The organism is Achromobacter anxifer (assembly GCF_903652925.1).
Lineage (GTDB): Bacteria > Pseudomonadota > Gammaproteobacteria > Burkholderiales > Burkholderiaceae_B > Achromobacter > Achromobacter anxifer.
In genome coordinates this window covers 142,228-156,506 of the sequence record NZ_CAHLAR010000001.1, presented here as the reverse complement: position 1 = coordinate 156,506, position 14,279 = coordinate 142,228, and the positions used below count along the sequence as shown (strand labels likewise).

Here is a 14,279-nt window from a genome sequence, read left to right as displayed (position 1 = left end):
GCCCGCGGAAAAGGGGGGAGGCGGCGCCCATCAGAAGAACGACGCCGAGACTTGGAACAGCTTTTCCACGCGCGGCATCTGCCGGCGCGAGGGCACGAAGACGATGACGTGGTCGTCGGATTCGATCACGGTATCCGCGTCGGGCAGGATGATTTCGTCTTCGCGCACGAGCGCGCCGATGCTGGCGCCCTTGGGCAGGCTGATCTGCCCGACCGCGCGTCCCACCACCTTGGAGTTGGAGCGGTCGCCGTGGGCGATGGCCTCCAGCGCCTCGGCCACGCCCTGGCGCAGCCGGTGCACGGCGGCCACGTCACCGCGGCGCACGTGCCGCAGCAGTTCGCTCATGGTGGCCTGGGACGGCGACACGGCGATGTCGATATGGCTGCCCTGCATCAATTCGCCATAGGCCTGGCGGTTGATCAGCGCAATCACCTTGCGGGCGCCCAGGCGCTTGGCCAGCAGCGAGGACATGATGTTGTCCTCGTCGTCGCTGGTCAGCGCCAGCCACGTGTCCATGTCTTCGATGTTTTCGCGTTCCAGCAGGGCCTCGTCGGTGCCGCTGCCGTGCAGCACCAGCACGCTGTCTGGCAGCTGGGTCGCCAGGTATTCGCAGCGCTTCTGGTCGCGCTCGATGATGCGCACGCTGTATTTCTCTTCGGCCAGCTGGCGCGCCAGGCGCAGGCCGATGTTGCCGCCGCCCGCGATCATGACGCGGCGCACGGCGCGCTCGGCCTCGCGCAACTGCCGCACGGCGCGGCGCGCATCGCGCGAGTCCACCACCAGCACCACTTCGTCGCCCGGGGCGATGACGGTGCCGCTGCCGGCGCGCAGCGGCCGGCCGCCGCGCAGCACGTCGATCACGCGCGCCTTCACGTCGGGCCAGACGTCGCGCAGCTTGTCGACCGGGGAATGGGCCATCGGACTGCCAGCCCCGACCCGCACGGTCACGACGCTGACGCGGCCTTCGGCGAACTCCACCACCTGCAGGGCTTCTGGGAATTCGATCAGGCTGTGCAGATAGGTTGTGACGCTACGCTCGGGGCTGATGAGCGCGTCGATGCAGAAGCCCTCTTCGCTCATGAGTTCCGGGTGTTCCGCGAACTCCGCGGAGCGGATGCGGGCGATGCGGCGGGGGATATTGAACAGCTGGCGCGCGATCTTGCAGGCCACCATATTGGCCGAATCGGAGGCCGCACAGGCAATCAGAAGATCGGTATCGGCGGCGCCGGCGGCTTCCAGCACCGATACCTGCGAGCCGTCGCCATGGACGACGCGCAGGTCGAAGTGCTCTTGCAGGTATTGCAGCTGGACGGGATCCGAGTCGATCACCGTGATGTCGTTCTCTTCGGACACCAGGTTCTCGGCCACGCTGGTGCCTACGCGACCAGCGCCCATGATCAGGATCTTCATGAGCTCCGCTTGCGGGCGGACTCGATGCCCAATTGCTTGAGCTTGCGGTACAGGTGGGTGCGTTCCAGCCCCGTGCGTTCCGACACCCGGGTCATGCTGTGGCTTTCGCGGACCAGGTGGTATTCGAAATAGATGCGTTCGAATTCGTCGCGGGCCTCGCGCAGCGGCTGATCCAGCGAGATGCTGCCGAGCTGGCCGTTGGACGTAACCGGGACTTCGTTGGCGGGCGCGGCCGCCAGGGTCGGCGGATCGAGCTCGTCTTCCAGCGCCACGGCGGCGCTGACGGCGGCAGGATGCGCGGCGGCAGGCGCCGGATGCGGCGCGCGGCCGCGGGCAAGGCCAGCGGCAACGGTCTTCAGCAGGCGTTGCAGCGTGATCGGCTTTTCGAGGAAATCCATGGCGCCGATGCGCGTGGCCTCGACCGCCGTATCGATGGTGGCGTGGCCGCTCATCATGATCACGGGCATGTCGAGCAGGCCTTGCGAGCCCCACTCCTTGAGCAGGCTGACGCCGTCGGTGTCCGGCATCCAGATGTCCAGCAGCACCAGATCGGGGCGCATGCGCAAACGTGCGGCGCGCGCTTGCGCCGCGTTTTCAGCCAGCTCGACCGTGTGTCCTTCGTCGTAAAGGATTTCCGACAAAAGCTCGCGTATACCGACTTCGTCGTCAACCACCAGAATTCTGGCCATAAAGCATCCACCTATTGCGTAGCCGCATTATCCTTTTCTTGCGCGGTCGCGTCCATAGTATCGGCCTCGGAAGCAAGCCGGGTCAACAATATGGAGATCCGCGCGCCTCCTTCCTTGCGGTTGGCAAGGTCTATACGTCCGCCGTGCTCTTCCACAATCTTGCGGACGATTGCCAATCCTAACCCAGTCCCGTGGGACTTGGTGGTTACGTAGGGCTCGAAGGCGCGCTGCATGACCTGGGGCGGAAAGCCCGGTCCGGTATCGGCTACGGTGAACCGGACGGTCCGATGGTCGGCTCGGTCCGGCAGTTCGCTACGCATGAGCTGCGTCGTCACGCTGACCCGCCCCTGCCCGCCCTGCTCGGCAATCGCGTCGCGGGCATTCGACATCAGGTTGTGAATCACTTGGCGCAACTGGGTCGGGTCGCCCTCGATGACCGGCAGGTCCGGCGCCAGCGTCACGTCCAGGTTAAGCGCCTTTCCGGTCTGGCGCGGCGCGGCGCCTTCGGGCTCCCAGCCATACAGCGACAGCACGTCCGCCACCAGGGCGTTGAAGTCGATACGCTGCATCACGGCCGGCGGCGTGCGGGCGTATTCGCGGAAGTCGTCCACCATCTGCTTGAGCGACGCCACCTGGTTGACGATGGTATTGGTGGAACGTTCGACGATCTGGGCCTCGGCGGGCGGCAGCTTGCCTTCCAGCTTCATGGCCAGCCGTTCGGCCGATAGCTGGATCGGCGTCAGCGGGTTCTTGATTTCATGCGCCAGGCGGCGGGCGACCTCGCCCCAGGCCACGGTCCGGTTGGCCGAGATCACTTCGGTGATGTCGTCGAACACCACCAGGTAGCCGTTGCCGCGGCCGTCGACCCGCAGGTGGGTGCCGCGCGCCAGCAAGGTGAGCGGCTGCGCCGCGGCGGGCGCGGCATTGCCCTGGGCCGGGCCAATCTCGAACTGCTGCTGCCAGTGCTGGCGTTCGGAGCCGACCGCGGCATGGGCGGAAAAGGCTTGCCGGACGATGTTGGCGAATTCCAGCATGCCGTCCACCGTCTCCAGCGGGCGGCCGATGACCGAGCGCAGGTCCGCGCCCAGAATGGTCTGGGCGCCCTGGTTGACGGTGGTGACGCGGAACGATTCGTCGAACACCAGCACCCCGGAAGACAGGTTCGACAGCACGCTTTCCAGATAGACGTTGGAGCGTTCCAGCTGCTGCCGGTTGCTCTCGACCATGCGGCGGGCCTCGTCGAGCTGGCGCGTCATGGCGTTGAAGGAGCGCGTCAGCTGGCCAACTTCGTCGCGTTCCGGCGGCTCGGGCAGGGGCCGGTAATCGCCCACGCCCACTGCCTGGGTGCCCCCCGCCAGGCTCAGCAGCGGCCGCACCAGCCGCTTGGACAAGGACAGCGCCACGGCGATCGCGCCGAAGGCCGCCAGCAGCAGGGCCAGGGTCAGGGTGATGCCGTAGAGCTTGCGCAGGCCCAGCCGTGACAGGGCCAGTTCCTGGTAGTCGCGGAAACCCTGCTGCACCAGGTTGGCGTTGTGGGCGATCTGCTCGGGCACCGGCTGCAGCAGCTGCAGCCAGCGGGGTTCGGACGCCGCCCCAAGCAGGTTGTCGTAGCGGTCCGGCCCGGTCAGCGGGATCACCACCCGCAGGTGCAGTCCGCCCTCGGCGCCGGGCGTGACGGGGTCGTCGGCTTCGGCGGCGGAATAGCCGCGCGCCAGCCTCAGCTGGTTCATGACCGTGGACGGCGGCATCGCCGGCAGCAACTGGCCGTATTGGCTGGTGGAGAACGCGATCATGCGCCCGCTGCCGGTGAACACCATGGCTTCCTGCACGCCGTTGGTCTCGCGCAGCCGTGTCAGGGCCAGCGTGATGCCGCTGTCGGTGCTGCGGTTCAGCTCCGCGGCCATGGAGCGCCCGCGCGCGTCCAGGTCGGCCAGCAGCGAATCCAGCGCGGCGCGGCCCAGGTTCAGGCCGGCTTCCAGCGCAGTGTCCACGCGCACGTTGAACCAGGATTCGATGGAGCGCGACATGAACTGCACCGACACGGTGTAGATCAGGGCGCCGGGCACCACGCCGATCAGGGCGAAAGCCAGGGAAAAGCGGGCCGTGAGCCGCGCGCCGAACTGGCGCCGCCGGATCTGCCGGGCCAGCCTCACGGTCAGCGCCACCACCCAGATGAACAGCGCCAGCGCGAAAATGCCGTTCAGCACCAGCAGCGTGTCGTAGTAGCGCGCAAAGCGCGAGGCATTGCCGGTGGACCAGGCCAGCAGGCCCAGCAACGCCAGGCCGCTCGCGGCGCCTACCATCAGGGCCAGCCGAAGCAGTAGCCTCATGATGGGTCTTTCTCCTTGTCGCTCAGCACGAACGAGAAGTCGGTCCGCGGGGTCGATTGGACCCAGGAGCTGCTGTTCAGGGCATTGACCTGGAAGGGCCGCGGCAGCAGCGAGGTATCCAGGCGCAGGCGCAGATGGCCGCCGTAGAGCACGCCGGCGTCGAACTCGTCGGCGTCCTCGACCGCCCAGTTGCGGATATGGCGGATGACGCTCATCGCGTCATCCAGCGAGGCGACCGGGAAGGTCAGTTCGCCCACGCCGACGCGCCATTGACGCGTCAGGGCGTTGTAGATGATGCGCCAGGTCCGGGAGGTATCGACCAGGGACTTGTCGAACCACCACCAGCGTTCGCGCGTGATGGTGAGATCGGCCGTGAAGTACAGCGGAACCCCGCGCTGGGCCGCGTCCCGCAATTGCTGGTTCAGTTCGAACTCGATGTCCGCGTCGATTTCCAGCTTGCCGTCGCGCACGGCCGGCCGCACTTCCGTGACCTTGGGTTCGGCCCCATGCGCCTCGCCGCCCGGCACGAAGGAAAGCAAGGCAAATGCGAGCAACAACCCGAGAAATAAGCGCGGAATAATGGACATACGGCACCGGAACTACGTCATGCCCCCTATTCTTGGCGATTCAGGACTGCTTGGCAAACAAGGCGTAGAAAAACCCGTCATGCTGTGCCGCCGGTGTTGCATCGACCGCAACTGGCAGCAACTGGCCCGGCGCGTCCAGCCGCGTCGCCTCGGGATGGCGCTGCAGGAACTCCAGCGCCTGGCGCGTGCCCTCGATCGGGAAGATCGAGCAGGTCACATACAGCAGCCGGCCGCCCGGCGCCACGGTGCGCCAGAGCGCGTCCAGGATTTTGGCCTGCAGCGTGGCCGTGCGCCGCACGTCGTTCTCGCGGCGCAGCCAGCGGATGTCGGGATGGCGGCGCACGATGCCCGAGGCCGTGCAGGGCACGTCGGCCAGCACCGCGTCGAACGGCTTGCCGTCCCACCAGGCGTCCAGGTCGGCGGCATCGGCCGCTTTCAACTCGACACGCTTGCTTGCCAATCCCAGCCGGTCCAGATTCTGGCCGACCCGCGCCAGCCGGTCGGCGTCGGCGTCCAGGGCCAGCAGGTCGATGTCGGCCAGTTCCAGCAGATGCGCGGTCTTGCCGCCGGGCGCCGAGCAGGCGTCCAGCACCCGCATGCCATCGGCGGGCGCCAGCAATTCAGCGGCCAATTGCGCGCCGGCATCCTGCACCGACCACCAGCCCTCGGCAAAGCCGGGCAATTGCGTCACGGGCTTGGGCGTGCCCAGCACCAGGCCGGACTGGCCCACGGGCTCGGCCGCCAGGCCGGCGGCCTGGAAGGCGGCCAGCACCTGCTCGCGGCTGGCACGGCGGCGGTTGACGCGCAAGGTCAGCGGCGCGGGCAGATTGGCCGACGCCAGGATCTCGCGCCATTGCTGCGGATAGGCCACGCTCAGCTGCTTGACCCACCAGCCGGGGTGGTTCCATTGGGCTTCCGGACTGTCCGCGACCGCCGCTTCAAGCGCCGCCCGCTCGCGCAGGAAACGGCGCAGGCAGGCGTTGAGCATGCCTTTAAAGGAAGCCAGGCTGCGGCTGCGGGAGGCGCCCGTCACCGCCTGGTCCACCACCGTGTGGGCCGCGTAGACCGGCATGCCCGGCAGGGCCGCGGCGGCATCGCCCTCTTCCTTCAGCAGGGTCAGCGAGACCAGCAGCAGGGATTCGAACAGCACGCTGGGATAGCGCTGCACCATTTCGCGGCCCACGGCGTCGGCCCAGCCCAGGTAGCGCATGGCATGGAACGACACGGCCTGCGTGGCCGGCCGCAGGGACGACTCGACGTCGGCCAGCGCGTCCGTCAGAGAACGGCCTTCCAGCACGCCCTCGACCACCTCCGCGCTGGAAAGCAGGACGGAAGACAGCGGAGGGGCCAGATTGGGGGAGTCGGAACGCGTGGACATGGTGCAAATTCAGGAGATAAGACCGCTATGGTAGCCGGACCTGGACGAACGGCGCCGGCCACGGCACACTGGCCCCTGCCACGGAGCCCCCTCATGACCCTTGCCACGCTGCTGCTCTTCGTCCTGGCCTCGGCCGTCACCATCGTCACGCCGGGCCCCACCGTCCTGCTCGCCATGAGCAACGGTTCGCGCCACGGCGTGCGCGCGGCCTGCTGGGGCATGGGCGGCGCGGTGCTGGCCGACCTGATCCTGATCGGCGCGGTGGCCTCGGGCCTGGGCGTGGTGCTGGCGGCCTCCGAAATCGCCTTCCAGCTCATCAAATGGGTGGGCGCGGCCTATCTGGCCTATCTGGGCTGGAAGATGCTGCGCTCGGACGCGGCGCTGGTCATGCCGTCCGCCCAGCCGGACGCCCCGCGCCCCGCCGGCCTGGCGCTGGGCCTGCGCAGCTTCGCCGTGGCGCTGACCAATCCCAAGGCGCTGCTGTTCATGTCCGCCTTCCTGCCCCAGTTCATCAACCCGGCCGCGCCCCTGTTCGCCCAGTACGCCGTGCTGGCCGGCGTGATGGCGCTGATGAACATCGCCGTGATGCTGGCCTACGCGGCGCTGGGCGCGCAGATGGTGCGCGCCTTCCAGGGCGCCGGCCTGCGCTGGCTGAACCGCGTCTGCGGCGGCCTGCTGATCGGGCTGGCGGCGCCCCTGGCGCTCTACCGCCGCAGCGCGCCCTGAGCCCCGCTCTGCGCATCCACTGAGCCCCGCCGCGGGCATCAATTAAGGGACACATAACCCCGCCGGCGTCCGCCGCCCGGCGGATCCCCGCCGCGCGCGGCAAATACAGCTCGGTCATTTCCGCGTCAGCAAAGCGTCAGCCCTGGGACAGGGTGGGTTCTTTAGAGTGCCCTCATCAAGCCGCCGAGCGCGGCGCAGCGCCCGCCACGCGCCGCGCCGCGACCGGCCGCGCCAGCGTTCCACCTTTGCTACCAGGGCCACACGACCATGATGTCCCCCACCCAGCTCTACACCCGCCCACGGGTGATGGCGACCACGGCCTTGCTTGCCGCCGCGGCCGCATTCGCCGCCTATTTATGGTGGCCGGACGACACCGGCGCGGCGGCGCTGGCCGAAAGGCCGCTGATTCCGGTGCGGACCGCAACCGTCGAACAGCGCGCCGAGGTGCCGATGCTGCACCGGGCGCCCGGCGATGTCCGCTCTCTGCGCAGCGTCGACGTGCGCAGCCAGGTCGACGGCGTGCTGGACGAGGTCGTGGCCCGCGAGGGCATGACCGTCGGCACCGGCGACGTGCTGGCCCGCATCGACGACCGGCTGATCGTCTCCGCGCTGGCGCAGGCGCGGGCGCAGCACGCCATGGCCGTGGCGCAATTGCGGGTCGCGCGGCTGGACCTGGCGCGTTATCGCAGCCTGCGCAAGGAAGAGGCCGTGTCCACGCAGGTGCTGGAACAGCAGGCGGCAAGGGTGAGCGAACTGGACGCGTCGGCGCGCAACCTGGAGGCCGCCGTGCAGACCCAGCAGGTCCTGCTGTCGCATACCGAGATCCGCTCGCCGCTGAACGGCCGTGTCGGCATCCAGCGGCTGCATGCGGGCAACGTGCTGCGCACGGCCGAGGCGCAGGTACTGTTCACCGTCGTCCAGATGGACCCGATCTCGGTGGAGATCTCCCTGCCCCAATCCCTGCTCCCGCGCATCCGCGAGGCGCTGGCCGGGACCGCCCCGGTGCCGGTGCAGGCCTATGCCAGCGACGGCGGCGACCTGCTGGCGCAGGGACGCCTGAGCCTGATCGACAACCAGGTTTCCGCGGCCAGCGGCACCGTGCGCCTGAAGGCGCTGTTCGACAATCCGCAAGGCCGGCTCTGGCCCGGGCAATCTGTGGTGGCGACGGTGGCGCTGCAAGTCATGAACGACGTGCTGGTGGTCCCGGCCAAGGCCGTGCAGCGCGGCGAGAACGGCCGGTTCGTCTGGCGCGTGGACGACGCCACGACGCAGCCCGTGCCGGTACAGCTGCGGTACGCCACCGACGAATGGGCGGTGGTGGACGGCCTGGCGCAAGACGCATCCGTCGTGGTGGACGGCGCCTCGCGGCTGTATCCCGGCGCGCGCGTGCGCGCGGAAGCCGCGGAAGACGCATCCGGGCAATCCCGGCTGGCTGCCGCAGGCGCGGCAAAGGCGGGCGACGATGCAGCGCCCTAGCCTCTACGCCTGGTGCATCGCGCACCCCGTGGGCACGGTGCTGCTGACGCTGGCCACCGTGCTGCTGGGCGTGCTCGCCTACTTCCGCCTGCCCGTGGCGCCGCTGCCCGAGGTGGACTTCCCCACGATCCAGGTCGAGGCGCGGCTGCCCGGGGCCAGCGCCCAGACCATGGCCTCATCGGTCGCCACGCCGCTGGAGGTGCAGTTCAGCGCGATTCCCGGTGTGACCGAAATGACCTCGTCCAGCTCCATCGGGACCACCACGCTGACGCTGCAGTTCTCCCTGGAAAAGAACATCGACGTGGCGGCCCAGGAAATCCAGGCCGCCATCAACACGGCGGCGGGCCGGCTGCCCGCCGACCTGCCCAACCTGCCGACCTGGCGCAAGGTGAATCCCGCCGACAGCCCCATCCTGATCCTCAGCGTCACGTCGGAGACGCTGTCCCTGACCGAACTGAGCGACCAGGTGGAAACCGTGCTGTCGCGCCAGCTGAGCCAGGTGGAAGGCGTGGGCCAGATATCCCTGACCGGGCTGCGCCGGCCGGCGATACGGATACGCGCCAATCCGGAGGCCCTGGCCGCCACCCGCAGCACCCTGCAGGACGTGCGCGAAGCGATCCAGCGCAACAGCGTGAACCTGCCCAAGGGCGCCTTGTTCAGCGCGGACCGCGTCGCCACGCTGGCGGTGAACGACCAGCTGTTCGACCCCGCGGAGTACGGCGAGCTGATCATCGGCTACCGCGAAGGCGAACCCGTGCTGCTGCGCGACGTGGCCTCGGTGGAACATGGCGCCGAAGACGACTACACCGGCGTCTGGCCGGGCGGCAAGCCGGGCGTGGTGCTGATCATCCGGCGCCAGCCCGGCGCCAACATCATCGCCACCGTGGACCGCATCACCCAGGCGCTGCCCGCGCTGCAGGCGGCGCTGCCGGCGGACGTGGCGGTGGAAATCTACAACGACCGCACCCGCACCATCCGCTCCTCCCTGCACGAGGTACAGCTGACCCTGGCCATCGCCATCGTCCTGGTGATCGCCGTCATGGCGGCGTTCCTGCGGCAGACGTCGGCGACGCTGATCGTGGCCTCGGTGCTGGGCGTGTCGCTGGTGGCGACGTTCGCGCTGATGTCGCTGGCCGGGTTCAGCCTGAACAACCTGACGCTGGTGGCGATCGTGGTGGCGGTGGGCTTCATCGTCGACGACGCCATCGTGGTCATCGAAAACATCCACCGCCACCTAGAAGCCGGCGCCGGCATGCGCGAGGCGGCCTTGCGCGGCACGCGGGAAATCGGCTTCACCGTCATGTCCATCAGCGTGTCGCTCGTGGCCGCCTTCATCCCGCTGCTGTTCATGGAGGGCATCGTCGGCCGGCTGTTCAGCGAATTCGCGCTGACCACCACGGCGGCCATCATGATTTCCCTGATCGTCTGCCTGACGCTCGCGCCCACGCTGGCCAGCCTGTTCATGAAGCCGCAGCATCACGGCGCCGCGACGCCTGCGCCGGGCCGCCTGTTGCGGCTCTACACGCGCGCGCTGGACTGGGTGCTGGCGCACCAGCGCATCACGCTGCTGTCCTTCCTGCTGACCGTGCTTGCCAGCATCGCCAGCTTCGTGGCGATCCCCAAGGGCTTCTTCCCGCTGCAGGACACGGGCTTCATCATCGGCGTGACGCGCGCAGCCTCCGATATTTCGTACGAGGACATGGAGGCCAAGCACAAGCAGATCGAGGCCATCGTCCAGGCCGACCCGGACATCGTGGGCGTGAACCATGCCGTGGGCGGCTCGGCCACGCTGGGCAACGGCCGCATCTGGCTGGTACTGAGCGACCCGGGCGACCGCGATGCCAGCGCCAGCCAGATCATCGACCGGCTGAGGCCCAAGTTCGCGCAGATACCCGGCATCCAGGTGTTCCTGCGCGCCGCGCAGGACATCAACATCGGCGCCGGCCAGCCGCGCGCCCAATACCTCTACGTGATGCGCGCCCAGGACAGCGGGCAACTGGCCGAGTGGGCGGAAAAGCTGACCGCGGCCATGCAGCGCGACCCGCTGTTCCGCGATGCCTCGCACGATCTGCAATGGGACGCCCAGATCACAAGACTGACGGTGGATCGCGCGACCGCGGCGCGCTACGGATTCAGCGCCAGCGACGTGGACAATGCCTTGTACGACGCGTTCGGCCAGCGCCAGGTCAATCAGATCCAGACCGAAGCCAACCAGTACTACGTGGTGCTGGAGATCGACCGCCACCAGCGCGGCACGGCCGACAGCCTCGCGTACTTCCAGCTGCGCTCGCCCCTGACCGGAGAGATGGTGCCGCTGCTGAGCTTCGCGCGGCTCGAAGAGCCGGTGCGCGGGCCCGCGGTCATCGTGCACGATTCGCTGCTGCCCGCCGCCAACCTGTCCTTCAACCTGCCGCCCGGCGTGGCGCTGGGCGCGGCGGTGCAGCGCCTGGAACAGCTGCGCGAAACGCTGGCCATGCCGGCGAACGTGACCGGCACGTTCCAGGGCGCGGCGCAAGCCTTCCAGGACTCTCTCGCCAGCCAGCCCTGGCTGATCCTGGCGGCGCTGCTGGCCGTGTACATCATCCTGGGTGTGCTCTACGAGAGCTTCGTGCATCCGCTGGCGATCCTGTCCACGCTGCCGTCGGCCGGGCTCGGCGCCATCCTGTTCCTCTGGCTTTGGGGTCTGGATTTCTCGGTCATGGCGCTGATCGGCCTGATCCTGCTGATCGGTATCGTCAAGAAGAACGGCATCCTGCTGGTGGACTTCGCCTTGCAGGCACAGCGCGAACGCGGCCTCTCGCCGCAACAGGCCATGCGCGAAGCCTGCCTGGTGCGGTTCCGTCCGATCATGATGACCACCCTGGCGGCGGCGCTAGGCGCCGTGCCGCTGATGCTGGCGTTCGGCACCGGCGCGGAACTGCGCGAACCGCTGGGCGTCGCCATCGTGGGCGGACTGGCCATCAGCCAGCTGCTGACCTTGTTGACCACCCCGGTGGTGTTCCTGGCGTTGAACCGCCTGTTCCTGCGCGACAGGACGCCGGCCCCGCAAGCATTGACCAAGAGTCCGCAGGCATGAAGAAGAAACGCTTGAAAACAGCTGCGGCCATCATCGCGGCGGCCCTGCTGGCCGGCTGCTCCGCCGTGCCGCCGGAACCCTCCGCGCAAGACCTGGGCCCGTCCGCCGACGCGCTGCTGGCCCATGCCGGCATGCCCTTGCGCTGGTGGGAAGGATTCGAAGACCCGGCGCTGGACCGCCTGCTCGAACAGGTGCTGGCATCGAACCTGGACCTGGCCATGGCTGCCGAACGCATCCGGGAACAGCGTGCGCAGCGCCGCCTGGCCGGCGCCGCGCTCTATCCGACCTTGAACGCGGGAGCCAACGCGCAGCGCGCCTCGGGCGTCGAACCCGCTTCCTGGTACGGATTGGACCTGGCCTGGGAGATCGACCTGTTCGGCCGGCTGCGGGCCCAGCGCGACGCCGTCGGCGCCCAGGTGCAGGCCGCCGTGCATGACTACGAGGCGCTGCGGCTGAGCCTGATGGCGGAAGTGGCCGTGGCCTACCTGCAATTGCGCCTGGCGCAGCAGCAGGCGCAACTGGCGCAGCAAACCGGCGAGGTGATCGGACGCACCCTGCAACTGGTCGAAGCCCGGCGGCGGCTGGGCATGGCCAACCGGCTGGACGCCGAACGCATGCTGGCCGAGCATGAATCCACCCTGGCCGAAATCCCGGTGGCGCAGCAGCAAATCGCCAGTGCCCGCTACGCGCTCGCCTACCTGCTGGCCACCGACGCCGCGGTCATCGACCGCTTGCTGGAACTGGGACCGGAACGGCCGCGGGTGCCGCGGCAGGATGCCGCCCGCGCCCTGCTCGCCATGCCGGCCGAAACCTTGCGCTGGCGGCCGGACGTGCGCGCCGCCGAAAGGCGCATGGCTGCCGCCGGCGGCGAACTGGCGGCGGAACGGGCCGCGCGCTATCCCCAACTGACGCTGGGCGGCCTCGGCGGCTTCGACAGCGGCGTCAGCAGCCCATCCTGGTCCCTCGGCATGCAGCTGCTGCAACCCCTGTTCGATTTCGGCGCCATCCGGGCCCGCATCGAAAGCGCCGACGCCAGGCTGGCGCAGAGCCGCCTGGCCTACGAGTCGGCCCTGCGCGCCGCCTTTCGCGAAAGCCAGACCAGCATCCACGCCTACGGCCAGTCCATGCAGCGCCAGACGCGGCTGAACGCCGCCGCGGCCGCCGCGCAAACAGCGGCGGACCTGGCGCGCAGGCAGTACGAAGCCGGCATGGTGTCGCTGCTGGAAGTGCTGGACGCGCAGCGCAGCGCCTATGACATCGAACGCACCCTATCCAGCGCGACCACCGACGTGGCGCTGCGCTGGGTGGACATCTACCGCACGCTGGGCGCGGGTAGAGAGTTGCGCGGCGCCGGCGCCAGTTGAAAAAAAAAGCCGGCGTTGCGCATGCGTGCACGCAACGCCGGCCAACGGCGACAAACGGCGACAAACGGTCATGTCCATCAATCAGGGAGAGGCCAGCAGATCCTCATACACGGCCAGCGTCTGCGCGACGAAGGTGTCGACGCCGAACTTGGCCACGCTCTTGGCGCGCGCGTCCTGGCCCATGGCTGCGAGCCTGTGACGTTGCGGGATGATGCGCTCGAGGCATTGCGCGATGCTGCGGGGCGAAGAAGGCTCGACCACCCAGCCGTCCACGCCGTCGTCGATGTTCTCGGGCAGCCCCGCGTAGCGGCTCACCATGACGGGCTTGCCCATCGCCATCATTTCCCGGCACGCGAACGAGATGGTCTCGATACGGGTGGACAGCACAAACCCCAGATCGAAGGCCGCCACGAAGGGCCGCACGTCGGACAGCAGGCCGGCGTAATAGACCTGGCTTTCCATGCCCAGCTCCAGGATGCGGGCCTGCTGCTCGATGCTTGGCGGTTGGCCGGCAACGGCCACAAGCACCTGGCGGCGCAGCGCTTCCGGCAGCAGCGCGACGCCTTCAACCATGTTCAACCAGTTCTTGTAGCTGGCGGTGCCGGCGTTGCTACCGATGACCAGGCGGCCCGCGGTATCGACCGGCCAGGCGGCGCGCAAGGCCGCGCACTCCGAGGGCGGGCGCGGCTGGTAGCGGACCGTGTCCACGCCGTTCTTGACCGTGCTGATGGGGCACCGGGCATAGGACGACTCCAACAACTTGCGCGTGGAGTCGTCGCAGACCGCGATGACATGATCGGTCGCCATGCTGGCGCGCAGGAACGGCCCCAGCCCGGATATCTCATGGTTGTCGTGCTTGGTGTAGACCACCCGCGGTCGGCGTCCGCGCAGGCGCATCCTGGCCAGCATCACGCTGCGATGGTCCAGGGAGCCGTTGACGTGCACGATGTCGAATTTTTCGGCCTCCATGACTTCCGCCAATCGCGCGACCACCGCCGGCGTATGCCAGACGCGGCTGGAGAACTCCACCGCCACGTTGCGGCTGAAGTCCGCCAGCCCTGATTCGCTGTACAGCCGGCTGGAGGACGGCACGGCCAGCGTCACGCTATGCTGTCTTCCCAGGTGCCGGATGAGCGTGACAAGATAAGTGGTGTGCCCGCCGCCATCGCCCTTGTGATAGTTGGTGTAGAGGATCTTCATGAGTGCCCCACGCCGCGCGTGTGACGCGGCCGCCGCAAAATGT

General features: G+C 68.6%; 10 protein-coding genes. 4 read left to right on the top strand and 6 right to left on the bottom strand.

What is annotated here, in order from left to right; genetic code table 11:
- Positions 1–30: 30 nt before the first annotated feature.
- The 5 genes from trkA to rsmB are packed head-to-tail and all read right to left on the bottom strand — an operon-like array spanning position 31 to position 6,394.
- Positions 31–1,410 (bottom strand): Trk system potassium transporter TrkA, encoded by a 1,380-nt coding sequence (gene trkA, locus HWY37_RS00760; protein WP_175206990.1) that lies wholly within the window; start codon positions 1,408–1,410, stop codon positions 31–33.
- The gene (locus tag HWY37_RS00755; RefSeq protein WP_175206989.1) at positions 1,407–2,099 is read right to left on the bottom strand and encodes a response regulator; all 693 of its coding nucleotides are present in this window, start codon (positions 2,097–2,099) and stop codon (positions 1,407–1,409) included. Before HWY37_RS00755 ends, trkA begins: the two co-directional genes overlap by 4 nt.
- Before the next feature lie 11 nt (positions 2,100–2,110).
- A complete protein-coding gene (locus tag HWY37_RS00750; RefSeq protein ID WP_175206988.1) occupies positions 2,111–4,429 on the bottom strand; it encodes a sensor histidine kinase in 2,319 nt (772 codons plus the stop codon).
- Positions 4,426–5,016, bottom strand: a complete 591-nt coding sequence (locus tag HWY37_RS00745) for a DUF4390 domain-containing protein (protein ID WP_175206987.1) — start codon at positions 5,014–5,016, stop codon at positions 4,426–4,428. Before HWY37_RS00745 ends, HWY37_RS00750 begins: the two co-directional genes overlap by 4 nt.
- Before the next feature lie 40 nt (positions 5,017–5,056).
- Positions 5,057–6,394, bottom strand: a complete 1,338-nt coding sequence (gene rsmB / locus HWY37_RS00740) for a 16S rRNA (cytosine(967)-C(5))-methyltransferase RsmB (RefSeq protein ID WP_176087610.1) — start codon at positions 6,392–6,394, stop codon at positions 5,057–5,059.
- A gap of 93 nt (positions 6,395–6,487) precedes the next feature.
- Here rsmB and HWY37_RS00735 point away from each other — a divergent pair, with 93 nt between their 5' ends.
- The 4 genes from HWY37_RS00735 (at position 6,488) to HWY37_RS00720 (ending at position 13,036) form a co-directional block, all read left to right on the top strand.
- The gene (locus HWY37_RS00735; RefSeq protein WP_176087609.1) at positions 6,488–7,120 is read left to right on the top strand and encodes a LysE family translocator; all 633 of its coding nucleotides are present in this window, start codon (positions 6,488–6,490) and stop codon (positions 7,118–7,120) included.
- 267 nt (positions 7,121–7,387) lie between these two features.
- Positions 7,388–8,596, top strand: a complete 1,209-nt coding sequence (locus tag HWY37_RS00730; protein ID WP_217706375.1) for an efflux RND transporter periplasmic adaptor subunit — start codon at positions 7,388–7,390, stop codon at positions 8,594–8,596.
- Positions 8,583–11,672, top strand: coding sequence for an efflux RND transporter permease subunit (locus tag HWY37_RS00725; RefSeq protein ID WP_175206984.1), 3,090 nt, complete (start codon positions 8,583–8,585; stop codon positions 11,670–11,672). Before HWY37_RS00730 ends, HWY37_RS00725 begins: the two co-directional genes overlap by 14 nt.
- Complete coding sequence (locus tag HWY37_RS00720) at positions 11,669–13,036, top strand: efflux transporter outer membrane subunit (RefSeq protein ID WP_176087608.1); 1,368 nt, start codon at positions 11,669–11,671, stop codon at positions 13,034–13,036. The genes HWY37_RS00725 and HWY37_RS00720 overlap by 4 nt, the downstream gene beginning before the upstream one ends.
- An 81-nt stretch (positions 13,037–13,117) precedes the next feature.
- On the opposite strand, the gene HWY37_RS00715 is transcribed toward HWY37_RS00720, so the two are convergent.
- The gene (locus HWY37_RS00715) at positions 13,118–14,236 is read right to left on the bottom strand and encodes a glycosyltransferase family 4 protein (protein ID WP_175206982.1); all 1,119 of its coding nucleotides are present in this window, start codon (positions 14,234–14,236) and stop codon (positions 13,118–13,120) included.
- Between the last annotated feature and the right edge of the window lie 43 nt (positions 14,237–14,279).